General features: G+C 45.8%; 20 protein-coding genes and 1 pseudogene. 11 read left to right on the forward strand and 10 right to left on the reverse strand.

The window, feature by feature from the left end; all coding sequences use genetic code 11:
• The first annotated feature begins 13 nt into the window (after positions 1-13).
• From DEALDRAFT_RS02405 to DEALDRAFT_RS02415, 3 genes are all read left to right on the forward strand, one after another.
• On the forward strand, positions 14-994 hold the full coding sequence (locus DEALDRAFT_RS02405; protein ID WP_008514535.1) for an ROK family protein: 981 nt from the start codon (positions 14-16) through the stop codon (positions 992-994).
• A complete protein-coding gene (locus DEALDRAFT_RS02410) occupies positions 995-2,986 on the forward strand; it encodes an amylo-alpha-1,6-glucosidase (RefSeq protein ID WP_008514536.1) in 1,992 nt (663 codons plus the stop codon). It begins immediately after the preceding gene.
• Positions 2,987-3,060: 74 nt separating this feature from the next.
• Complete coding sequence (locus DEALDRAFT_RS02415; RefSeq protein ID WP_008514539.1) at positions 3,061-4,008, forward strand: DMT family transporter; 948 nt, start codon at positions 3,061-3,063, stop codon at positions 4,006-4,008.
• A 96-nt stretch (positions 4,009-4,104) separates the two neighbouring features.
• On the opposite strand, the gene DEALDRAFT_RS02420 is transcribed toward DEALDRAFT_RS02415, so the two are convergent.
• The 5 genes and pseudogenes from DEALDRAFT_RS02420 to DEALDRAFT_RS17205 form a co-directional block, all read right to left on the reverse strand.
• Entirely contained in the window at positions 4,105-5,799 is a 1,695-nt protein-coding gene (locus tag DEALDRAFT_RS02420; protein ID WP_008514541.1) for an SLC13 family permease, read from the reverse strand.
• Between the two features lie 178 nt (positions 5,800-5,977).
• Entirely contained in the window at positions 5,978-7,663 is a 1,686-nt protein-coding gene (locus DEALDRAFT_RS02425; protein WP_008514543.1) for an SLC13 family permease, read from the reverse strand.
• Positions 7,664-7,893: 230 nt separating this feature from the next.
• Complete coding sequence (locus DEALDRAFT_RS02430) at positions 7,894-8,259, reverse strand: hypothetical protein (protein ID WP_008514544.1); 366 nt, start codon at positions 8,257-8,259, stop codon at positions 7,894-7,896.
• 14 nt (positions 8,260-8,273) lie between these two features.
• The gene (locus tag DEALDRAFT_RS02435; RefSeq protein WP_008514546.1) at positions 8,274-9,002 is read right to left on the reverse strand and encodes a CoA-transferase subunit beta; all 729 of its coding nucleotides are present in this window, start codon (positions 9,000-9,002) and stop codon (positions 8,274-8,276) included.
• A pseudogene (locus DEALDRAFT_RS17205) lies at positions 8,999-9,829 on the reverse strand (CoA transferase subunit A). Before DEALDRAFT_RS17205 ends, DEALDRAFT_RS02435 begins: the two are co-directional and overlap by 4 nt.
• A 150-nt stretch (positions 9,830-9,979) precedes the next feature.
• Here DEALDRAFT_RS17205 and DEALDRAFT_RS02450 point away from each other — a divergent pair.
• From DEALDRAFT_RS02450 to lspA, 7 genes are all read left to right on the forward strand, one after another.
• Positions 9,980-10,699 (forward strand): HAD family hydrolase, encoded by a 720-nt coding sequence (locus DEALDRAFT_RS02450; protein ID WP_008514551.1) that lies wholly within the window; start codon positions 9,980-9,982, stop codon positions 10,697-10,699.
• Positions 10,700-10,715: 16 nt separating this feature from the next.
• A complete protein-coding gene (gene ade, locus DEALDRAFT_RS02455) occupies positions 10,716-12,515 on the forward strand; it encodes an adenine deaminase (protein WP_008514552.1) in 1,800 nt (599 codons plus the stop codon).
• Positions 12,515-12,928, forward strand: coding sequence for a secondary thiamine-phosphate synthase enzyme YjbQ (locus tag DEALDRAFT_RS02460; protein WP_008514553.1), 414 nt, complete (start codon positions 12,515-12,517; stop codon positions 12,926-12,928). The genes ade and DEALDRAFT_RS02460 overlap by 1 nt, the downstream gene beginning before the upstream one ends.
• 60 nt (positions 12,929-12,988) lie before the next feature.
• Positions 12,989-13,390, forward strand: coding sequence for a hypothetical protein (locus DEALDRAFT_RS02465; protein WP_008514554.1), 402 nt, complete (start codon positions 12,989-12,991; stop codon positions 13,388-13,390).
• A 79-nt stretch (positions 13,391-13,469) separates the two neighbouring features.
• Positions 13,470-14,300, forward strand: coding sequence for a flavodoxin family protein (locus DEALDRAFT_RS15765; RefSeq protein WP_008514555.1), 831 nt, complete (start codon positions 13,470-13,472; stop codon positions 14,298-14,300).
• Between the two features lie 117 nt (positions 14,301-14,417).
• The gene (locus tag DEALDRAFT_RS02475; RefSeq protein ID WP_008514556.1) at positions 14,418-16,709 is read left to right on the forward strand and encodes a PAS domain S-box protein; all 2,292 of its coding nucleotides are present in this window, start codon (positions 14,418-14,420) and stop codon (positions 16,707-16,709) included.
• A 60-nt stretch (positions 16,710-16,769) separates the two neighbouring features.
• Entirely contained in the window at positions 16,770-17,237 is a 468-nt protein-coding gene (lspA, locus tag DEALDRAFT_RS02480) for a signal peptidase II (protein WP_008514557.1), read from the forward strand.
• A 106-nt stretch (positions 17,238-17,343) separates the two neighbouring features.
• On the opposite strand, the gene DEALDRAFT_RS02485 is transcribed toward lspA, so the two are convergent.
• Positions 17,344-17,841, reverse strand: coding sequence for a CPBP family intramembrane glutamic endopeptidase (locus DEALDRAFT_RS02485; RefSeq protein ID WP_008514558.1), 498 nt, complete (start codon positions 17,839-17,841; stop codon positions 17,344-17,346).
• Positions 17,842-18,230: 389 nt separating this feature from the next.
• Between DEALDRAFT_RS02485 and spoIIP the strand changes: the two genes are divergently transcribed.
• A complete protein-coding gene (gene spoIIP, locus DEALDRAFT_RS15770) occupies positions 18,231-19,235 on the forward strand; it encodes a stage II sporulation protein P (protein ID WP_008514559.1) in 1,005 nt (334 codons plus the stop codon).
• A gap of 727 nt (positions 19,236-19,962) precedes the next feature.
• Here the strand turns inward: spoIIP and DEALDRAFT_RS02495 are convergent.
• The 4 genes from DEALDRAFT_RS02495 to DEALDRAFT_RS02510 all read right to left on the reverse strand — a co-directional run bounded on the left by DEALDRAFT_RS02495 (position 19,963) and on the right by DEALDRAFT_RS02510 (position 22,443).
• Entirely contained in the window at positions 19,963-20,367 is a 405-nt protein-coding gene (locus DEALDRAFT_RS02495; protein WP_008514560.1) for a PIN domain-containing protein, read from the reverse strand.
• Positions 20,351-20,590, reverse strand: a complete 240-nt coding sequence (locus DEALDRAFT_RS02500) for an AbrB/MazE/SpoVT family DNA-binding domain-containing protein (protein WP_040378369.1) — start codon at positions 20,588-20,590, stop codon at positions 20,351-20,353. The genes DEALDRAFT_RS02495 and DEALDRAFT_RS02500 overlap by 17 nt, the downstream gene beginning before the upstream one ends.
• Before the next feature lie 240 nt (positions 20,591-20,830).
• Positions 20,831-21,901 (reverse strand): anti sigma factor C-terminal domain-containing protein, encoded by a 1,071-nt coding sequence (locus tag DEALDRAFT_RS02505; RefSeq protein WP_008514563.1) that lies wholly within the window; start codon positions 21,899-21,901, stop codon positions 20,831-20,833.
• The gene (locus tag DEALDRAFT_RS02510; protein WP_008514566.1) at positions 21,898-22,443 is read right to left on the reverse strand and encodes an RNA polymerase sigma factor; all 546 of its coding nucleotides are present in this window, start codon (positions 22,441-22,443) and stop codon (positions 21,898-21,900) included. Before DEALDRAFT_RS02510 ends, DEALDRAFT_RS02505 begins: the two co-directional genes overlap by 4 nt.
• Positions 22,444-22,685: the final 242 nt, after the last annotated feature.

Genomic DNA, 22,685 nt, shown 5'->3' on the forward strand with positions numbered 1-22,685 from the left:
ACGGAGAAAAAATATGACCAACAACTTATATGCCGCCATAGATCTGGGCGGCACCAAAATCTACTCTGTTTTGGCCGACAGTAAGGGAGACATCCTGGCCCACACAAGACTGGAAACCCGTGCCCGTGAAGGGTCGGAAACAGTAATGGATCAGATGGTATCCTCTGTTGACCAACTCCTGGAGAAGTCCGGCGGGAAAAAAGAACAACTAGCCAAGATAGGTGTGTGCATTGCCGGCTTCTATGACTGGGAAAAGCGCCTGTTAATCCATTCGCCCAATATGGCCGGCTGGTCCGATGTGGATGTGGAAAGCCGGCTGCAGGACAAGCTGGGTATCCCGGTTATTGCCGAAAACGATGCCAATGCGGCGGCTCTGGGAGAATCACGCCGCGGCGCGGGGCAGGGAAGCGGTGACATGGTTTTTATCACAGTAAGTACCGGCATCGGGGCCGGTCTAATAACAGACGGCAAGATATACCGCGGTAGCCGGGGGTTTGCCGGTGAAGCAGGCCATATGGTGGTTAAACCGGACGGGCCACTTTGCGGCTGCGGCCGCCGCGGCTGCCTGGAAACAGTGGCTTCCGGCACAGCAATTGCCCGCATTGCCAATGAACAAATGCAAAACGGCCGCAAAACTATCTTATCCGAAATTACAGCACAAAACAGCAAGGTCACAGCTCCCGATGTGTTTGCCGCAGCCAAAAAGAAAGACCCTTTGGCTCAGGAAGTACTGCAGGGAGCCATACATTATCTGGGTATAGGACTTGTGAACCTGGTTAACCTCTTAAATCCGCAGGTAATAGTAATTGGCGGCGGCGTGGCAGAAGCCGGAGACGACCTGTTTGTGCCCCTGCGACAAATTATTGCCGAACATGCAGTTCCGCCGGCAGCCGCATCCGTAACGCTACGTAAAGCAGAACTGGGCGTGGAAGCGGGAGTAGCCGGCATGCTCTGCCTGCTGACAGAATCAAAGGCTTTGGGGGAGGGAGAATAGATGAGATTTGGACCAAATCTGGCGGGAGACTGGGAAAAAGGCGCTGAAAAGGAATGGCTCTTAACAAATGGCTTAGGTGATTATGCCGGAGGCACCATTGCCGGCACCAATACCCGTCGTTATCACGGCCTCTTAATCGCCAGTCCTCCCACCGGCGGCGGGCGCCGTTTATTTGTCAGCAAAGTACAGGAAGAATTAACGGTGGAAGGCAAAACTTATTATTTGGCGGCCAATGAACTGGCAGACGGGTACCGCCAAAACGGCAATATACATTTAGTGGAATTTATCCTGGAGCCAATTCCCACCTTCGTATATCGCCTGGAAGACATTTACCTCATAAAAGAGCTGTTTATGGTTCACGGCGAAGCCACCACCATTGTCCGTTATAAGCTGGAGGCCAACCGACCCTGCAGCTTGCGAATTTACCCTCTGGTAAACGATCGTTCCCATCATAGTGTAAATGACAGCCCGTCCTGGCCCTTTGATAAAAAAATTGAAAAGACATGCGTCCATGTCAACTCACCGGATGGCCCCACCGTTACCCTGGAAGCCACAACCGGAGTGTTTAAGGAAATGTATGCCTGGTTCCATAACATGTGCTACCCCCATGAGAAGGAAAGGGGGGAGGAGCACCTGGAACATCACTTTATACCCGGATTCTGGGAGATGGAGTTTGAGTCCGGCGGAGAATTTGCCCTGTCTGCCTCACTTCACGGGTCCCGTGTGGAACAGTACAACCAGCTATACGAAAAAGAAATCAATAGACGCAAAGAGGTTACCGCCCGGGTTCGCACACAAAAACCTCTTTGTCGCGAACTGGCACGCGCCGGTGATAAATTTATTGTCAAAAAAAATGGAGAAACCGGCATTATTGCCGGCTATCCGTGGTTTGATGAATGGGGCCGTGATACGTTCATTTCTCTGCCCGGTTTACTGCTGGTAACGGGGATGTACGAAGAGGCCCGGCAAGTACTGGCCAAATATGCCCGCTATGAACAAAACGGACTGATGCCCAATTTTATCCCCGATGACGGGGGAGAACCGCAATATAACACTGTAGATGCGTCCCTTTGGTATATCCAGGCCGTAAAAAGCTACCTGGATTATACCGGAGACATGTCCTTTATTAAAACAGAAATTTATCCCATCCTCAAAAAAATAATCCAAAGCTACCGGGTGGGTACAGACTACGGCATTGTCATGGATGCCGACGGCCTGATTACCGCTGGTGAAAAAGGGGTTCAGCTAACCTGGATGGATGCCAAGGTGGGAGAATGGGTAGTGACACCGCGCCACGGCAAGGCAGTAGAGATAAATGCTCTGTGGTATAACGCTCTTTATTTCATGACCCTTTTGGCCGGCTGCATCGGAGATCAGGATGCTCGTAAGCTTTACGGTGAACTGGCTCTGCGCGTCCAGGAAAAATTCCCCACCACGTTCTGGTGTGTTCGTCATGATTACCTGGCCGATGTGGTCTTTCGCGGTGAAAGGGATGAACGGCTGCGGCCAAACCAGATTTTTGCCTTAAGCCTGCCGTACCGCTTACTCTCCACCCGGCAGGAAAAACAGGTTTTAAACGCCGTTGGCCGTCATCTCTACACTCCCTTTGGCCTGCGCACCTTAGCGCCTTACGAGACAGATTACCGCCCCGGATACTTTGGCGACAGGCTCAGCAGAGACGGCGCTTATCACCAGGGCACTGCCTGGGCATGGCTCATCGGCCCTTACGTGTCAGCGTACCGACGCGTACACAAATACTCCAGGCCTTCCCGTAAAGTAGCTACACGTATGCTGGCCCCGTTTTTTCACCACCTCTTTGACTTTGGCCTGGCTTCCATTGCAGAAATCTATGACGGAGAGCACCCCCACACACCCCGCGGCTGCCCGTATCAGGCCTGGAGCGTAGCCGAGCTGTTACGCGTCTACGTCCAGGAAGTACTGGAGAAGCGCCCCAAACCCCAGTGGGTGTGTGAAACTAATATTCAGTCATAATCCTTTTCACCCCAGGATAATTGTGATAATATTTGATATAGACAGAAATTTATCACAATTTGGAGGAGACATTCTTGGGAGAACTTCTGGCACTGCTGGGTGGCTTCTTTTTTAGTTCCAGCAATCTGATGGCCCGTCAGGGCATGAAAACCATGGAAAGAAACGGCGGCCAGCTGGTTACGCTGCTGATGACAAATACGGTCAACATCATTGCCTTACTGATTCTTGTTCTTTTATCGGCGTTGCCGCAGCTGACATTCTGGGGACTGTTTTATTTTGGCCTGGCAGGAGTATTTACCACCTTTGCCGGGCGCTTTTTCCTGTTTGCCTCAATTGAGCGCATCGGCGCTACCCGTGCCGGCCTCTTTAAAGTGTCGGCACCGATGTTTACCATCTTTTTGGGCATTACCATTCTGGGGGACCGACTAACCCCCACAGACTTCATCGGTTCTGCGGTGGTGCTTTCCGGCCTTTATATCTTATCTGCGTCTAAAGATATGAAAGCGCCTTCTGCCAACATCGGTATTGTTCCGGCAGAGGTAGCAAAAACCAGAGAAAAGCCCTTTGCTCTGGACATGGGAGTAATTTTCGGTGTGCTTTCCGGACTATCTCTCAGCGTGGGCCATATATTGCGCCAATTGGGAATGCGCCAAATCGGCTCGCCCATCGTCGGTGTGGCGGCAGGGACAGTAGTATCTTTGCTCTGCATCATCATCTACATGCTAATAAAAAACCGCGGTGATTTCGAAAACATAACTGCTTCCGCCAAGCAGGCACTTTGCTTTAAAAAAGAGTGCCGCGGCTACCTGTGGTGCGGCTTCTTCAACACCCTGGCACAATACCTGTTTTTTGCTTCACTGCTCTATACCAGCGTATCCATCGCCAACATCCTCATCTCCACAGAAGCACTGTTTAACCTACTGCTGGTGGCACTATTTTTCCGCTCCGACGAACCGCTGTCACCACGTCTTATTTTTATCTCCCTGTTTATCCTGGCAGGTGTGGTTTTGGTAATTCTATAAATCCGGCTGCGGCCGGTTTTTTATTTACTCTGCACAAGCTGCGCAATACCTTCAGAAGATTAATAAAGCCGACACCTACAGGTGCCGGCTTTATGTTTAGAAGGCAAAGATCACAGGTAACCAGAAGTAAGCAAATAACGTAATCACCGCTATCCCCAGGATGTTTAGCCAGGAGCCGGCCTTTACCATTTGGGGAATGGTAATGTAGCCGCTACCAAAGATTACTGCGTTTGGTGGTGTGGCCACCGGCAGCATAAACGCATATGAGGCTGCGGTAGCTGCGGTAATCATTAAAGCAAAAGGATGAATGGCCATGGCAGCAGCCATTGCCGCCATAATGGGCATCATCATGGAAGTGGTGGCGGTGTTGGAGGTGATTTCCGTCAGATAAATTACCAGAGCCACAACTGCCAGCACAATCCAAATCATTTGTGCACCTTCAAGAACAGAGAGCTGCATGCCGATCCACTCAGCCAGACCTGAATTTGTAAATCCGGCTGCGATGGCAAGGCCGCCCCCAAACAATAACAGGATACCCCAGGGAACCTTAACGGCCGTATGCCAGTCGTTTAAAAACTCTCCTTTTTTCAGGTTAACGGGAATAAGGAAGGTGATAATAGCCCCTAAAATAGCTATCAGCGCATCATTTATCATGGGGAAATAGTTCTCCAGAACAAAGGAGCGACTAATCCAGGCCAGTGCCACAAAGAGAAACACTGCGCCCACCATTTTTTCTTCTCTGGAGATTATGCCAAGCTCGGCCTGTTCCTTACGAATAACTTCACGGCCCCCGGGAATCTCTTTAAGTTTGGTGGGATACGCAACCCGGGTCATGTACAGCCAGGCCAAAACCATGAAAATTATAGAAATGGGCATTCCATAAGCCATCCACTGGGCAAAACCAATGGTCACGCCAAACATTTCCTCAGCTGCTCCGGCAAAGATAATGTTGGGGGGAGTACCAATAAGGGTGGCAACACCGCCGATGGATGCAGAATAGCCGATACAAAGCATCAGGCAGGTACCGAAATTAAACTTACCCTTACGGACATCAATTCCCTCAATACCCTGCTCCTGGACCAACGTAGCCACCTGCAAAATCACAGCAAGACCAATGGGTAGCATCATCATGGTGGTGGCGGTATTGGAAATCCACATGGACAGAAAACCGGTAGCGGCCATAAAGCCCAGAATAAGCCGGTTGGGGCTGGTGCCGATAAAATTAATAATTGCCAGAGCAATACGGCAGTGCAGATTCCATTTTTCCATGCACACCGCAATCATAAAACCACCCATGAACAAAAACACATTAGGGTTAGCATACGGTGCAGTGGTTTCTCCCACAGCCATGGCACCGGTTAATGGAAAGAGTACAATAGGAAGAAGGGAAGTTACAGGAATGGGAATAGCCTCGGTAATCCACCAGGTGGCAATCCAGGCGGTACTGGCCAGAACACGCTGTGCGTCCACACTCATACCTTCTGGGGTGGGCATCACTAAGAAGATTATAAAGAGCAGAGGACCTAAGAAAAGTCCGATTCTTTGGCGTGGTCCGTAATCATGACTTACATCCATTCCTTCTTTAGGGCTGCGGTCTCCTCCGGGTACAATCTCATTTTCATCAATTTCGCAATGAACCTTTTGGGCTAATTCCTTGCGTTCGCTATCCGAATCTGCCAGCATTAACTGATCTTTGGCTGAAAAATTTAATTTCATCATGTTTTTTGCCTGACGATGCAGATGCCACATATACAGCCAAAAACCTTTTAATCCTTCACTCCGGAATGACATAATCAACCTCCTTTGACTGTTAATTCTTTCACTATTATAGTAATATAAAAAATTCAGACTTATCAATAAAATGGGAAATTTGCTCATATTGTTCTTTTTAATCTTTTAATATTTAAAATAATTCTAAATACACAGTCAAAATGCCGGTACAACAAGTGTACCGGCATTGGTGATTCTATTAAAAGATTATGGGTAACCAGAAGTAAGCAAACAGTGTAATTACTATTACACCCAAAATATTCAGCCAGGCGCCGGCCTTAACCATTTGCGGGATGGTAATATAGCCGCTGCCAAAGATTACAGCATTGGGCGGTGTGGCCACCGGCAACATGAAAGCATAAGAAGCGGCGGTAGCAGCAGTAATCATCATAGTAAAGGGAGGAACAGCCATGGCAGCAGCCATTGCCGCCATAATGGGCATCATCATGGAAGTGGTGGCGGTATTAGAGGTGATCTCCGTCAGATAAATTACCAGTGTTACCACAGCCAGGACAATCAAAATCATAGCAGTACCTTCCAAAGCAGACAGCTGCATTCCGATCCACTCAGCCAAGCCTGTGGTGGAAAACCCTGCTGCAATGGCCAGGCCGCCACCAAATAACAAAAGAATTCCCCAGGGAACCTTAACCGCAGTGTGCCAGTCGTTTAAAAACTCTCCTTTTTTCAGGTTAACGGGAATGAGGAAGGTGATAATAGCCCCTAAGATAGCAATCAAGGCATCATTGATCATGGGGAAATAGGTCTCCAGGATAAAAGAGCGGCTAATCCAGGCCAATGCCACAAAGAGAAAAACTCCGGCCACCAATTTTTCTTCTCTGGAGATGGTACCCAACTCAGCCATTTCCGACTGAATTACTTCACGCCCACCGGGAATTTCTTTTAATTTGGTAGGATAGGCAACCCGTGTCATATACAGCCATGCAATTAACATGAAGACAACTGAAATGGGCAAGCCGTAAGCCATCCACTGGGCAAAGCCAATGGTAACACCAAACATTTCCTCAGCTGCTCCGGCAAAAATAATGTTGGGCGGAGTACCAATAAGAGTGGCCACACCGCCGATGGATGCAGAATAGCCGATACAAAGCATCAGGCAGGTGCCGAAATTAAACTTACCCTTACGAACATCGATGCCTTCAATGCCTTGTTCTTCAACCAAAGTAGCCACCTGTAAAATCACAGCCAGGCCGATGGGCAGCATCATCATGGTGGTAGCGGTATTGGAAATCCACATGGACAGAAAACCGGTAGCCGCCATAAAGCCCAGAATAAGCCGGTTAGGGCTGGTGCCAATAAAATTAATAATACCCAAAGCAATGCGTGAGTGTAAGTTCCATTTTTCCATACAAACAGCAATCATAAATCCACCCATAAACAAAAACACATTGGGATTGGCATAGGGGGCAGTCGTATCTCCTACCGCCATGCTGCCGGTCAGAGGAAAAAGTACAATGGGTAACAAGGAGGTGACAGGAATGGGAATAGCTTCAGTGATCCACCACGTGGCAATCCAGGCCGTGCTGGCCAATACCCTCTGTGCCTCCGGACTCATGCCTTCAGGGTTAGGCATTATTAAAAAGATAAAAAAGAGCAAGGGACCCAGAAACAATCCGATTCTCTGCCGCGGACCGTAATCGTGGCTGACATCCATTCCTTCTTTGGGACTGCGATCTCCCCCTGGTAAAACCTCATTTTCGTCTATACCGTAGTGAGTTTTATCTGCCGGTTCTTTTCGTTCTTCCTCGGATTCTGCCAACATCATTTGCTCTTTGGCAGAAAAGTTTAGTTTCATTACGTTTTTTGTTTGTCGATGCAGTTGCCACATATAAAGCCAAAATCCTTTTAGTCCTTCACTCCGAGACATGAGAAACCCCCTTAGTATAAAAATAATTACTTTTATTATATTAATTAAAAGATTCACAACAATCAATAATATGTCGAAATTTGTTCATTATGGTCTTATAAATCTTTTAATTTTTCTACATTTTCAAAAGAAAGGCACGCTTATTGAAGTTCCCTCAACGCGTGCTTTCACCCTTAGCAGCTTAGCAAAACTGCATTACAATTTTCTGGCAGCAAAAAAAAATAGGCTTTTCAGCCCATTATCATCCCCACTAACCAAATTATAAAAACTGTAAATAAGGCCAGCAAAGACAGCCGGATCACTCTCTGTGGTGAGCGTGATTTTCTTTTTTGCCATTCTTCCAAAGTAAGCTTACCTACAGCAAAATTATAATCATCCTCACTTAGCAGACTCAGCTTTCTCTTTTGTCCATGGTCATCAATAACAATCTCTCTGGGATAGGAAGTGGTGAAGTGGTCATCATCTTCCTTTAAACGGCGGCCCGGCCATTTATGATGGCCAAAATCCTGGAGAAAATGCCACTGTTCATCAACAATTTTGTACTTTCCCTGCTTTTTTATCTCATTGTATCGATCGTGACATAAATCCTGGTACATTTTAGGACTCCTTATTAAGCGCCAAATGCTTTTTTAGCAAAGGCAGGATAAATTTTAGCCACGTTTTCCCGGACAGGTCCCCGCAGCAGTTTCAGTTCATCTTCTGAAGGAGGCTCCGTTGAACCGGCAAATCCTTCAAACAAAGGCAGTTCAAATCCAGTATTAGCCTGTACTTCTTCAGCAGTATGACCGGGATGTACAGAGTACAACTCCAACAAACCACTATCCTCATTGCGCACCAAAATAGCCAGCGGTGTTACCAAAAAGTGTAAACCACCGGGACGATGGACGGAGGGAGGAGAGGAGGCACTGCTGGTGGTGAAATCCACCTGCTCCACAAAGGATTTTGCGGAATGGTCGGTTTTAAACAGTACAACCTTCTTTACCATGTAATAAAGCATAGCCGAGCCTGCCCCGCCGGGCAGCCTGACTTTCGGCTTATCATAATCGCCGATGGCATGCAAATTAATATTACCCTTACGGTCAATCTGGGCCCCGCTTAAAAAGAAATAATCAAAACGGCCTTTTTGAGCCATATTAAAAAACTCCATGCTGCCTTCAGAAAAAGGCCACCAATCTTTACTCCCCATAATGTACACATCACTGTCCGGCGCATGGCTTTCCCTGGCCAACAGAGCCGCTGTGGAAGGAATGGGGGAGAAAGTACCCACAGCGATGGTTTCCCCGTTTTTTACCTGCCGGGCAATCACTGTGGCCATTAATTCTTCCGTGGTATAGTTCACTTTGCTTCACCTCCGTCACTAAAACGGCGGCAGAATGTCTCAATGTACCGGGCAAATCCTTCCGGATCCTTTGCCGCCCCCTGGTAAGCCTTCAAAGCTTCTATGTCTGCCCGGTAATAGCTCCCGCAAGCTGTGGGGAAGGCTCCCTGCGGCAATCTCACCACAGCATCAACATGAACACGGCTAACAAAGTTACCCCGCTGCGAAGACTTTAATTCTTCAGTATCCACAATCTCCTCAGCAGAGATAATCACTTTTTGCGAAGCCCGGGCCAGCAGGGCATCATCTATACTGCTGTTCACAATACAGTTGCCAAAACCATCAGCTTTAAAGGCATGAATTAGGGAAACATCCGGACTAATTGCCGGGACTACCAATACTTCATCATCTCCATATGGATTTTTAACAATTTTAAAATCAGGACGCACACTGGTATAATCGGTACCAATCACACCCCGCACAGGCATAAACGGAATCCCCATCGCTCCAGCCTGGAGCGCAGCCAAAAGACCCGGTCAGGTATGATCCAGTACTTTTACCGTACCGGACTGGACACTCTGCCGAAAAGCAGGAGCCATTCCCAACTCTTCAAAGCCCAATTGAGCCAATTCCACAGAGCGCACCGCGCCGGCGCCAATTAACAAATCGGCAGCAAACCCACCAATGGGTGCCACCACCACATCCAAATCTTTTACATCACTTAGAATCAACTGGGTAACCAGGCCCACCGGGTTCATGGCCAGCGGTCCGCCACCCAAGCCTAGCTGCATCCCGTCCTGAACCAATGACAATGCATCGGAGACGGACACTACTTTATTCGCAGGCATTCCAACACCTCCATATTGTCATAATATTTTGACAAAAGCATCTTGATTTCCTGCCATAAATACTTTTTTTTAATCCTGAGCAAATTAACACGAAAAACAGGAAAAATATACAAAGATGTAGAATCTGCCTTGAGGAAAGAGGTGAAAGTTTTGCCCAAAGCAATATTATTCGATTTGGACGGAACATTATTAAACGTAGACATGGATGATTTCCTCGGCCGGTACTTAAAGCGGTTGGCAGTTCACTTTGCCCACATGATGGACCCACAGGAGTTTGTGGTAAACCTTATGGCTTCCACACAAGCCATGATTGAAAACCGTGATCCTCAAAAAACAAACAGGGAGGCTTTTTGGGAGCACTTCTTAACCACGCTGCCCCATAAACCGGAAGCAGTTTATCCCCATATCGACACCTTTTATCAGGATGTCTTTCCGGAATTAAAGCCCTATGTTAAACCATATCCCCACACCCCGGAGGTGCTGGCCTCCGCAACTAAACATGCCTGCCCGCTAGTGCTGGCCACAAATCCGGTATTCCCCTTAGCAGCTATCCGCCACCGCATGAATTGGGCAGGCCTCACAGAAGAGCAATTTGCCCTGGTCACATCTTATGAACACATGCATTACTGTAAACCCCACCCGGAATACTATCTGGAGATTGCCGAGCGCATTAACGTTGCTCCCCAGGACTGCTTAATGATTGGCAACGATGCCGACGATGATATCCGTGCCGCCGCCAAAGCCGGCATGCAAACCTATCTGGTAAAAGATCTGGTAGTAAATAAATCCGGTAAACCACCGCAGGCCGATTTCTCCGGCCACATAAAAGATATCCCGTCTTTTCTGGAAAAACTCAAAGAGGACAGCTAGTGGAAGGAGCAATATAATGGGCGAACGTAAAGAAAACAACTTACAGGATGTGTCCCAAACGCTGGTGGATGTGGCCATGGGACGTAAGACTGCCGACTTGGTGATAAAGGATGCACGTCTGGTAAACGTACATACCGCTGAAATCATCCCCGGTACCGATGTAGCAGTAGCCGAAGGCCGCATCGCCCTGGTGGGTGATGCCTCCCATACCATCGGTCCGGAGACCACAGTTATTGATGCCGCCGGCAAATACCTGGCTCCGGGATTTCTCGATGGCCATATTCATGTGGAAAGCAGTATGGTTAATGTCACAGGCTTTGCCGGAGCCGTCATGCCCCACGGTACCACAGCCATCTTCATGGACCCTCATGAAATCGCCAATGTCCTGGGAATGGAAGGAATACGCCTGATGCATGAAGAGGGAAAAACAGTTCCCTTGCGCGTCTTTACCACCGTACCATCCTGTGTTCCCGCAGCTCCCGGCATGGAGGATGCCGGTGCCGCCATCGGCCCTGAGGAAGTACGGGAAGTACTCTCTTGGGAGGGGGTAGCCGGCCTTGGCGAAATGATGAATTTCCCCGGAGTTTTAGCCAATGACCCGCACGTCCATGCCATTATCAAAGAAACCCTGGCCGCCGGCAAAGTAGTCACCGGTCATTATGCTATGCCCACCGAAGGCCCGGGCCTTCATGCCTACATGTCCGCCGGCATCTCCTCCTGCCACGAGTCGGTTACCAAAGAAGGTGCCCTGGCCAAGCTCCGCAGCGGCATGTATGCCATGCTTCGTGAAGGCTCTGCCTGGCATGATGTAAAGGAAACCATCCGCGCTGTAACCGAACACAACATCGACAGCAGCTACTGCATACTCTGCTCCGATGATACCCACCCGGAAACCCTCTTAGAACGCGGACACCTAAACCATGTAGTAATGCGCGCCATACAGGAAGGCCTAAACCCAATCCGGGCCATTCAGATGGTAACTATAAACCCGGCCCGCTACTTTAACTGTGACAAGGACCTGGGCAGCATCGCCCCCGGCAAGTATGCAGACATGCTCCTGATTTCAGACCTGACCTGCGTCGAAGTAGACAGCGTCTTTATCGCCGGCAACCTCATCGCAGACAAAGGTAAATTGCAAACCAAACTGCCCACCCACAAATATCCGGTTTCAGTCCGCCATTCGGTTCGACTACCCAAGCCTCTGGAAGAAGCAGATTTCCACATTAAAGCGCCAAACACCACACCCACCGTCCGTGTAATGCAAATCTCTGAAGCCCAGGTAGGCACCAAAGAACTGCAATTACAGGTACCAGCACAAAACGGCCTGATTCATGCCGACCCCACCAAAGATCTGGCCAAAGTGGCTGTCTTTGAGCGCCACAGCGGCCAGGGCACCCATGCCGTTGGCTTTGTCACCGGCTTTGGCTTTACCCGCGGCGCCGTGGCCTCCACAGTAGCTCACGACAGCCACAACCTGCTTATCGTAGGAACCAACGATGCCGATATGGCCGTGGCCGGTAACATCCTGGCCGAGCATGGCGGCGGCATGGTGGCCGTCTCCGAGGGTGAAGTACTGGCCCTGGTGGAGCTTCCGGTAGCCGGCCTGATGTCAGACCAGCCGGTGGAGGAAGTAGCCCAAAACGTTGCAGCGCTGGCCAAAGCATGGCAAAACCTTGGCTGCACACTGGTCTCCCCGTTTATGACCATGGCCCTGCTTTCGTTACCTGTTATTCCCGATTTGCGTATCACCAACCGCGGCCTGGTGGACGTAACCAAGTTCGACTTTGTAAATCTTTTTGTGGGAGCTGATGAATAATGAAGTTCCATACCGAGTACCTGACGTTTAACACTCCTAAACGCTACCAGCTGGAAGTGATAACAGAAGAGGTCCAGCAAGCTCTGGACAAAAGCGGCATCCAGGAAGGCATGGTCCTGGTCTCGGCCATGCACATCACCGCCGGAGTATTCATTAACGACCTGGAATCCGGCATTATGGAAGATATCCATGAAATGCTGGAACGTCTGGCACCCTTTGGCCCCGACTACCGCCACCACCGCACCGGAGAAGACAACGGTGATGCCCACCTGAAGAACATCCTTGTGGGCCATCAGGTAATAATCCCTGTAACAAAAGGACGTTTGGATTTCGGCCCCTGGCAGCAGGTTTTCTATGCCGAATTTGACGGCCGCCGCAACAAACGGGTGGTAATCAAAGTGATGGGTGAATAATACGTGTAAAACCCCCCTGTCAGGGCAAAATAATAAAAACAATCTGACAGGCGGGATAATATGAAAGTCAATTTGGTAATTGGTAAATTTCGCTCCAAGGACAACGCACGCTTGGCTATCTGGGAACTGGGAGAGCAGGGATTTATGAAAGTCTCTTTTCACCAGCTTACCGACGACCCGGTAGAAGGGGTAGACCCCATGAACAACGCGTATTCCGCTGAACTCCCTCTGTATGCCCGAGGCGTAATGGGCAGCGATGTAGCCGTAGAAGGCCGCTCCAGCTCCGACCTCTACAATGAGGAGGATGCCAAAAAAATGATGGGGGAAGGAACCCATTTACCAGCTGCTTACGCTGTGGCCGTCAATGTTACCGAAAGCGACAAACCCCACTTTGCCGTAGACATCCTCAATAAACACGGTGCAAATGCCCAAACATACGAAACAGAAGTAGAAGACGAATAGGCGCAACCAGCGCCTATTTTTGCTTTGCAGGTTTTTTTCAACGCAGGTCGAATAGAAAGGGTGAGGAGGTAGTTGAACAATGAAAATATTATCCCTGATAGCTTCACGCCGTTCCCCCGGAAACAGTGAAATCTTGGTCAAACAAGCATCAAAAGCTGCCCAGAAAGCCGGAGCAGAAGTGGAAACCATAAACATCACCGATTTAAACATTGCATCCTGTGAAGGCTGTCTGGCCTGTGTGTTCCGCGGTAAATGCCGTGAAGAGGACCAAATGGACACACTGGTAGAAAAACTTATCCAGGCCGACGGACTCATTGTGGCCGCCCCAATCTATCTTTTAAGCCCCGCATCCGTCATCAAAAAAATAATGGACCGGGCGCTTATGATGTCTCTCTACATAGATGACATGCAAGGCCGCCGCCGCGGCTCCCTTAACATGACCGTGGCCGGCAAAGCAGACTGGAACCCCATCGGCATGGAAATGATGAATCAGTTCGCCTTATCCTTTGGATTCCCCGTCTACAACTATCACGAAGCATATGCCCCCGGACCCGGTGAAATACTCCTACAAGACGACCTTATGGAAGACGTAGCCAGCCTTGGCGCCGGACTGGTATCATACCTACGGGGAGAAACAGAACCCAGAACCCCCGAGCCTAACCAGTGCCCATCCTGCTACAGCCGTTCAGTACGCCTCCTGGGCGAAAACAAGATCCAGTGCCCGTTTTGCCTGGTAGAGGGGACTTTGGAAGCAAACAACCAAATCAACATCCCCCAGGAAGTACTAAACGATGCTTTCTGGACACCACAACACCGTAAACGCCACCTGGAAGACTGGATTAAAGCAACCCGTGGCAGATACATGAAAAACAGAGAGGCAGTAAAACAAAAACTAAAAGATTTCTCCTAAGCCGCTAAGCGGCTTTTTTTATGCAAATTTTCCCATAGAAATAAGAGGAAATAATCATATTATGTCGAATATTCATAATCATTGTCTGAAAATTCTCAACACCACGGAGGGGCTTAAATGGGCAATTGGTTAATCAAATCTTTTTTAATTAACTTTCACAGAAATACCTATGAAGGCACAGTGCCTTTACAGGAAGCTGTGCACACCTACCGGACAATATTTGACGTGGCGGCCACGCCTATGGTTGTGGTAGATGAGAATTATACCATTCTTTATGCAAACCAAGAAATGGAACTTTTCTCCAAGGTAAAGCTGGAGGATGTGCAGGGCAAGGAGAAAATACATAGCTTCATTCATCCCGCTCACCTAAAACGTGTACTTAAGTATCATAAAAATGAAACTGGATCACTGAAAACTGAAGTTTTCCCTTTCATAGATGCAGAAGGTAATGAAAAAGATGTTATCATTAAAGCTCGCCTGATTCCTGATACCAAACTCTCTCTGGTATCTATAGAAAATTATGCAGATATTACTGTATTGGAAAACAAACTCCAGGAGAGCAAGGAAAAATACCGACACCTCTTTGAAAATGCTCAGGAAGGTATTTTCCAATGCACTGAGGATGGAAAAATCCTTCTGGCCAATTCAGCCTTCGTAAAAATGTTGGGTTATGATTCACTTGAAGAAGTATTGGAGCTAAACACTCCCAGAGACATCTATATAGATAATAAACAACGCGAAGAAGTAATATCTTCGCTAAAAGATACCAACTATTACAGCAATATTGAGCTCAAATGGAGAAAAAAGGATGGCAAAACACTGGTAATACGTGCCGGAGGGCGAGCAATACGTAACCGTGACGGACAAATTCTTTACTATGAAAGCACTGTCACAGACATTACAGATTTAAAGCGGGCGCACGAGGCACTGGATGCCTCGCGACAATACTTTAAAAATATTATCGACTGCCTCCCGGACCCTACTTTCACAATTGATACAGAAGGCAGGGTCACAGCCTGGAATAAAGCTATGGAACGTTTAACCGGGGTGAGGGCAGAAAGAATGCTTGGCCGTGGCCACTTTGAGTACTCAATACCGTTTTACGGTTCCCGCCGGCCAATTCTGATAGATTTTGTTCTAGATCCCGGTAAAATCCCACAAAAGCAGTATTCTTTCCTGAGATGGGAAGGGGACTCTCTGATAGCCGAAGTTTACGTTCCCCGGTTACACGGAGGGAAAGGTGCCTTCATATGGGGATCCGCTTCAATCATTAAGGACGGAGAAGAAAATGTAATCGGTGCCATTAATACCATTAAAGATTTCACCTCATATAAAGAAACCCAAGAAAAAATGCGGTATCTCACTATGTACGATACATTAACCGGACTTCACAACCGCAGCTATTTTGAAGAAGAACTGCTTAGATTAAACAACAAAGCATCAACACCGGTATCTGTAATAATGGTTGATATAGATGGATTAAAGTTAATCAATGACTCCATGGGCCATCCAAAAGGAGACACAGTACTAAAAGCAGCAGCGAAAGTTATTCGCAGCGCTTTTCGGGCAACCGATGCAATTTGCCGCATTGGCGGTGACGAATTTGCAATTCTTCTCCCCAACACCACCGCCTCCCAGGCAGAAGCAGCAGCCAAAAGAATAGACAAAGCCCTAGATGACTATAACAACAACCAACCTGAATTCCCCTTAAGCCTGTCTATCGGCTTTGCAACCGGAAACACTCCAATTCAGGATATCATTATAGAAGCAGATAACATCCTAAATAGCAATAAACTTTACCGCAGCACCAGCGCTAAAAGCCACTTTACCACAACCCTGATGGCCATGTTGGCCGAGCGAGACTACATCACCGAAGGCCATGCCGACAGGATGGAGAAATTAGCTGCCATTATGGCCGATGAACTGCGTCTTTCCGCTAAGGAGAAAACAGACTTAATTCTTCTGGCAAAGTTTCATGATATCGGCAAGGTAGGCATATCAGACAAGTTACTTTTTAAGCCTCGCTCATTAACCGTAAAAGAGAGGGAGGAGATGAAGCGACATTCGGAAATCGGCTATCGGATTGCTCAGTCTTCCCCGGAATTAAGCCACATAGCCAAATACATCCTCCACCACCACGAATGGTGGAATGGGGAAGGGTACCCATTAGGCCTAAAAGAAAAGAATATCCCGCTGGCCTGTCGTATAATGGCCATCATGGATACCTATGATGCCATGACCAGCAATCGTCCTTACAGAAAAGCACTAAACTATAAAACAGTAATCGAACACATCAAAACATTAAAAACAATTCAATTTGATCCCTTCTTGGTAGATATTTTTATCGATGTTTTACATAAACATAATTTCTTTTCAAAAAAAAAGCAGGACTATGATGAAGCACAGTAGAATCAAAAGAGTTAGTACAAAACAGAACAAGCTATATTATGTAAAGCCGGAGAGGGAATTATGATATTCTATATTGTTGCACTAACCATTGTATTTCTAGACCAGTTCTCCAAGTGGCTTATTGTCACTAATCTGGACATAGGAAATAGTATTCGCATCATTCCCGGCACCCTGTATCTTAGTTCACTTAGAAATCCGGGGGGCGCTTTTGGTATTCTCGCAGGCCAGTTAGGGCTGTTTATCATCGTTTCAGTAGCTGTGATAGGGGTCCTGATATATTTACTCCAGATAAAGCCTAAAAACATGAAGTGGTACGGAGTATCCCTGGCATTATTATTAGGCGGAACATTAGGCAACTTCATAGACAGGCTTTTTCACGGCGGTGAAGTTATCGATTTTGTCAATTTAATATTATTTTCCTTTAGATTCCCAATCTTCAACATAGCCGACGTATCACTCAACATCGGTATAATAATGATGCTAGTTCATCTAGTAAAAGAACAACGTAAACAAAGCCCCCAACTATAACCACAAAAAAGGAAGATAGAGCTAACACAAAAGAGCGCCTGGGTACAGATAGGCGCTCACTCATAAAAACATAAAACGTCCGATAATATATATTATGTGAACTTGCTTAATGAAATAGAAAAAAGTAAGTAAACGTGCTTACATTAACCAAAAAATGAATCGCTATAACTACTATTAATCCATGCTTAATAAATGTATATCCCAGTAGCATTCCAAAGGCAAATGCAATCAGATACGCTTCTGTAGAATGAACAAACATGAAAGCCAATGACGAAATAATCAATGATACTAGCCACATTCTGCTTACTGACATCTTATGAAACTTCGAGACTCTTTGCAGAAGATGCATAATGACCGTAATCATTATAAACCGAAATACTACTTCTTCAAGAAGTGCAGCCCTGGCTGAAATTGCAACTATCTCTGATATGCTATTAAATTGCTTTAGTATGTCAGGTTCTCCTAATACCCTTAAATGCAACAATCCTGCTAGTATGTTTATGCCTATTAAAATTACTGTAAGCCCAATTATAAACAAAGCTTTCTCTTTAAAATCAAATTGTTTTCGCATTCTGCTGTACGGTATTTTGTAAGGGGCCCTCATACAATCACCTACTATATATTATGTGAACCTGCTAGATTTTTTAATATTGAATCTTGCCAGAATCCCTTTAACCTCTGCAAAACTGGTCTTTTGGTGTATTTACAGCTTTTCCGATTATTGATTTCACCAAGTCCTACTTTATCTCTATCACTGCTGCATTGCTCCCAGTACTGCAGAAAACCGAAGCGTTTAAATCGTTTCTAAGTGGCTTTTGGTTTACGACTAATGTGGATTATACCTACCAATACAATAACCTTGCAGCAAACTTAACTCTTCCTCTTATCTGTATTTTTCGTATTTTTTCTGCGCCTCCAACCCTTAAAGAGCAAGTTTAGGGATATTACGCATAGTCTAATATATAGAGTAAATATAATAGGGGAGGGATGCCCATGGCCAAAAGAACTTACTACAGGAGAAAAAGATACTACCGCAACAATAGGCACGACACTAGTAATTTATCAAATAATATTTTTTTAGCAACATCTCTCTTAGCTGCTGTGGCTATGGTATTCTCAATCTTTCTTACTTCAATTTATCAGACTGATACATACTTAGACTATTTTTTTGAGAAATTCGGGCTACACGTTTTTTCACAAGCCATTCCAGGTTTTAGCTATATGGTTAAATTTGAAACTGATGATTTTATATATTTTACTGAACATTACAATACAGATACGGAAAAAGAGCAAGCTGTTGAGCAACCAAGGAATATCCTTGAACCAATAAGCAGAAATATTGTTGATGAACACAATTCTGAGGAGCCTAATATCATAATTCCAGTTCGTAACATGGCCAATTCGGGAGAGGTAATCATTTACCATGCTCATACCACTGAGTCATTTAAGCCAACTTCAGGAAGTAATTTCACAAGCGACCTATCAATAGCCGTTGTCCGACTTGGGGAAGAGCTAAAACGAATATTACAAGAAGAGTATGGAATTCCTGTTGTTCATGACAAAACAATCCATAACATCCCTCATGGAACAGCTTACGAAAAGGCCTTGCCCACTATTACGCAACTACTTGAAGAGTATCCAGATGCCAAATTGGTAATCGACTTGCATAGAGACGGCCAACTAAGGACTGTAACTACTACCAATCTAAATGGCAACCCAACAGGTAAAGTGATGTTTGTAATTGGGGGGCGTAATAACCCATATTATCGCCAAAATGTTAGAGCTGCAGAATTCGTCGATAACAGACTGGAAGCAATTAATCCTAACTTAACTAGAGGATTGCTTCAGAGACCACAACTAAATTACAACCAACATATACACCCTAATGCGCTCCTGATTGAAATAGGCGGAAACAACAATTCCCTGGAAGAAGCGTTAAGAACCATACCATACCTAGCTCAAGCAATAGCAGAACTTTATCAGGCAGACAAACAATAAAAAAAATCACAGAGTGAGGAAGAACGGAATCATACCGGTTCTTCCTTTTTTGATTACACTTATTAGAGACACTCTTAGGGCCTCCCCTTCCTCCCCTACCTGGATTACTCCCTTCTATCCAGGCACAGCGTACAATAGATCCGATTTTTTCATATGGAGTAACATCTATATGTTAAAAGACGGCTCATTGTCAAAGTTGGTTATAACTCTCCCGATGTTGATCTCAACAAAATGAACACTGTTCCCACACTCTGGGCATACTGCTTTCTTAATGGTGTCAAATGGCATGCCTGCGTCCCCTCTATTTTACTCCATCAAGTCAATTTTACAGTAAATACTCTCTATAATCAATTTATCTCCTTCCCATCCTTTTACTAAAGAACCAAAATATAACAACATTTCAGACCTTACTCTGATGTGATTTTTACCATAACCAAAAAATATTGGTTAATTAACCCAACTTTGAGTTGTATAGTTTTGTTTTCTGATTGGAGTACGCAGACATTCCGCTTGTTACCCTGTGAAAAGTTTGTTAGTATTCACGGTTAATTGCCCCAAGCATTCTCTTTGGACTTTTTCAAAAATCCATTACAATATCAAATAAATACGCGTATTCACCAAATACCGGCTATTAAATTGCTGTGGCATGATGGTTAAAGCACATACACTGAGAACAAAGCTGCACCTAGCTTACGGTTATAAATAATCGGGACAGCTAAGGTGATGTTTATGGAACGACTCTCGTGATCCCGTCTATTTTGTCGAAGTCACCATCATATGAGTAAATAGTATATTGTTGGCTGGCAAGCATTTGTGCGCCTACAAATGCATCGCTCCAATCAATGTTTTTTTCAGCATAAGTCTTCAAAGCAACCCTTATTGTTTCCTTACTGGAACAACGCAGGCCGCGGAGATTTATTATGGGAATTAGCAATTCTCCAATTCTTCTTTTTGGAACACGGTAAAACTTTTCTAAAGTCCAGACAATATCCGCTAGTATAATATCAGGCAGAAAGGTTTGTTCACTATTTTTCTCCAACCGTTTTAATAAAAGTGCGCATTGCTCAGCTTGCTCCGGAATATCGTTAAGCAAAAACCTCAAAACAATATTTGCATCAATTATTCTTTTCATCAATTCGCTCCTGTAGAGCTTTACGTCTAGCCTGCTCAATATCCTGAGGACTACTGACACATACGCTTCCTTTCAGATATTCAATCCCATTTTCGGCTACCAATATACGAACTCCTCCATCACTATCTTCAACCAATCTCACATATTCGCCCGGCTTAACGTTAATCTTTTTTCTTATCGATGCCGGCAGAGTTATCTGCCCCTTACTTGAAACCTTGACCATTCTTGACACTGCAAGCCACTCCCTTGCACTGATTTGACTTACCTACTTTGATTATAGTAAATATTTACCTTTGTGTAAAGCAGCAAAGCCTTCAGGGGGCAATATTCTCAAAACCACCAATAATTGGTCTTTTCATAGTCTTTTCTCCTCCCATGCGACAATGAGGCTTCTGCGATAAACTTAGAATTTCTCCGCTATAGCTCTGAATTATGATGCTGGATTCCAATATTCATTTTTGATTTATCTGCGACGAAATGCAATTTCTCCGATATGCACAGAACGTACCTGTTCATCCTCAAACAAAATCTTTAAATCTTCAGCCGGACCCCTCACTGTTATTCCGCTAATTTCAAAACCATTTTCTTGAACGTAATCCACGATATCATTTACACGCGGGTAACCAAAGATATTTTCAATAATATGATATCTCTCCGACAGCCAGATTAGTTCTTCAAGAAATGCTTCACTTTTCCTTATTACTGATTGCTGTGTTGCCGGAAGTAGATTATCATCAACAAGGGAAAACCCGAAGCGGGGAAGCCAGGGGGCGCCTTCTCCGTCATAATCGGGAATATCTGCATGGAAAGCGGCATGCAACGGTCTTAAGTTTCTGTCACTGAGAAAGTGGCTAACCTCAGCGGGGGTCAGATCTTCATAAAAGGAAATAACAGCTTCTGCTTCACTCCACTCAGGTAACCGTTCAAGTATTTCCTGCTGTTCGTCTCTTAGACTGTTATCATACTGTGTACCAATATCAGTTCGCCACGGCCAGGGCAGAGCTTCTAAATTTGCAGGCTCCTGCCTGAACTCTTTGATATCCATCACACCGCGGCGGTCAACCTGAACTTCCCAGGTTGTTTTTATGTTGGGCAGGGATCTTTCACCGTATACACTGATTATATTCCGGTTGGAATAAGCAACAAGCACCTCTGTACCGGGCTGAGTCATCTCCATTATGATTGACAGTGCTTTTTTAGCATCTTCAGCGTATTGCTCGTATCTTTGCCCGACAGGTATATATGAAAGTGAAAAATAGAGAAATACCGTCGCTAACACCACAGTTGCCAGCAACTTATATCTTAGCCTCGTTTGGGCCCTGCGCAGCATACTTTTTTCTTTCTCGGAATCTGCAAGTGGAGCATCCAACTGTGAAATAAGTCCGGCCGCTTCATCTGTGGCAGATATCATTTTCCGACACTCCGGGCAGCCTTTTAAATGCTCTTCAATCTCAAGTACAGTTTTTGAGCTAAGCTGATTTTCCTGATACAGCGGCCAAAGGTCATTAACAACTTCACAAATCAGAGGGCTCATTGTTCATCACCCTTTCTGTTGTATTCTTCAAACTTTCTTCGGAAAGCCAAACGGGCACGGTGGAGAAGGCTTTTGACTGACATCACGGACAAATCCATGATTTCTGCTATCTCCTGATAAGTCAGGCTCTGGTGGTCTTTTAGTAAAAGTGCTGTCCGCTGGTTTTCTGTCAACGACATAAGTGTGACCTGAATATCTTTCTGCAACTCCCTATTCTCATGCGAACGTTCAGGAAGATAGCCTGTATATTTTTCCCTCGGTAAATTTGGTGCAGATAAATCTTCAAAGCTAACTATATCAATTTTAAAATTGGATTTTTTCGCATGATCAAAATAAAGGTTTCTTGCAATCGTAAAAAGCCAGGCTGAAACATATGTAATTTTTCTTTTTAATAATAGGCTGCGTCCTGCACGGTAAAAAGTTTCTTGCACCAGCTCTTCTGCCAGATTATAGTCACCGCTTAAATAATACAGATAACTTTGAATCCGGCTAAAATATAGATGATAAAGCTCCTCAAGCTCATCATTTTTACCGTCACTCAACAGGCCACCTCCTTTACGGGAGCTACTAATAGTTATAACGACAGCTTATCAGAAAAGTTTCGCTACATGTTGAAAATTGCACATAAAAAATGACCAGACATATCGTTTTATATGACGTTTCCCTAAACAGTGGTGAATTATGAGAACTTTTGATGCCTATGGAAAACCCCCACAACCCCTTATACCAAGGGAGTTACGGGGGTTTTAAAGCCTTTTCTCTGTGGGCGGAAATATATATTATG

The sequence above is a fragment of the Dethiobacter alkaliphilus AHT 1 genome, from assembly GCF_000174415.1.
Taxonomy (GTDB): Bacteria; Bacillota; Dethiobacteria; order Dethiobacterales; family Dethiobacteraceae; genus Dethiobacter; species Dethiobacter alkaliphilus.

What these genes read in the sequence shown, in the direction of transcription:
- DEALDRAFT_RS02465 (WP_008514554.1), top strand. Translation starts at nt 12,989, where the DNA reads ATGAAAGTCAATTTGGTAATTGGTAAATTTCGCTCCAAGGACAACGCA.
- DEALDRAFT_RS02485 (WP_008514558.1), bottom strand. Translation starts at nt 17,841, where the DNA reads ATGAGGGCCCCTTACAAAATACCGTACAGCAGAATGCGAAAACAATTT.
- DEALDRAFT_RS02425 (WP_008514543.1), bottom strand. Translation starts at nt 7,663, where the DNA reads ATGTCTCGGAGTGAAGGACTAAAAGGATTTTGGCTTTATATGTGGCAA.
- DEALDRAFT_RS02420 (WP_008514541.1), bottom strand. Translation starts at nt 5,799, where the DNA reads ATGTCATTCCGGAGTGAAGGATTAAAAGGTTTTTGGCTGTATATGTGG.
- DEALDRAFT_RS02405 (WP_008514535.1), top strand. Translation starts at nt 14, where the DNA reads ATGACCAACAACTTATATGCCGCCATAGATCTGGGCGGCACCAAAATC.
- DEALDRAFT_RS02460 (WP_008514553.1), top strand. Translation starts at nt 12,515, where the DNA reads ATGAAGTTCCATACCGAGTACCTGACGTTTAACACTCCTAAACGCTAC.
- DEALDRAFT_RS02475 (WP_008514556.1), top strand. Translation starts at nt 14,418, where the DNA reads ATGGGCAATTGGTTAATCAAATCTTTTTTAATTAACTTTCACAGAAAT.
- spoIIP (WP_008514559.1), top strand. Translation starts at nt 18,231, where the DNA reads ATGGCCAAAAGAACTTACTACAGGAGAAAAAGATACTACCGCAACAAT.
- DEALDRAFT_RS02410 (WP_008514536.1), top strand. Translation starts at nt 995, where the DNA reads ATGAGATTTGGACCAAATCTGGCGGGAGACTGGGAAAAAGGCGCTGAA.
- DEALDRAFT_RS02500 (WP_040378369.1), bottom strand. Translation starts at nt 20,590, where the DNA reads ATGGTCAAGGTTTCAAGTAAGGGGCAGATAACTCTGCCGGCATCGATA.
- DEALDRAFT_RS15765 (WP_008514555.1), top strand. Translation starts at nt 13,470, where the DNA reads ATGAAAATATTATCCCTGATAGCTTCACGCCGTTCCCCCGGAAACAGT.
- DEALDRAFT_RS02505 (WP_008514563.1), bottom strand. Translation starts at nt 21,901, where the DNA reads ATGAGCCCTCTGATTTGTGAAGTTGTTAATGACCTTTGGCCGCTGTAT.
- DEALDRAFT_RS02495 (WP_008514560.1), bottom strand. Translation starts at nt 20,367, where the DNA reads ATGAAAAGAATAATTGATGCAAATATTGTTTTGAGGTTTTTGCTTAAC.
- lspA (WP_008514557.1), top strand. Translation starts at nt 16,770, where the DNA reads ATGATATTCTATATTGTTGCACTAACCATTGTATTTCTAGACCAGTTC.
- ade (WP_008514552.1), top strand. Translation starts at nt 10,716, where the DNA reads ATGGGCGAACGTAAAGAAAACAACTTACAGGATGTGTCCCAAACGCTG.
- DEALDRAFT_RS02430 (WP_008514544.1), bottom strand. Translation starts at nt 8,259, where the DNA reads ATGTACCAGGATTTATGTCACGATCGATACAATGAGATAAAAAAGCAG.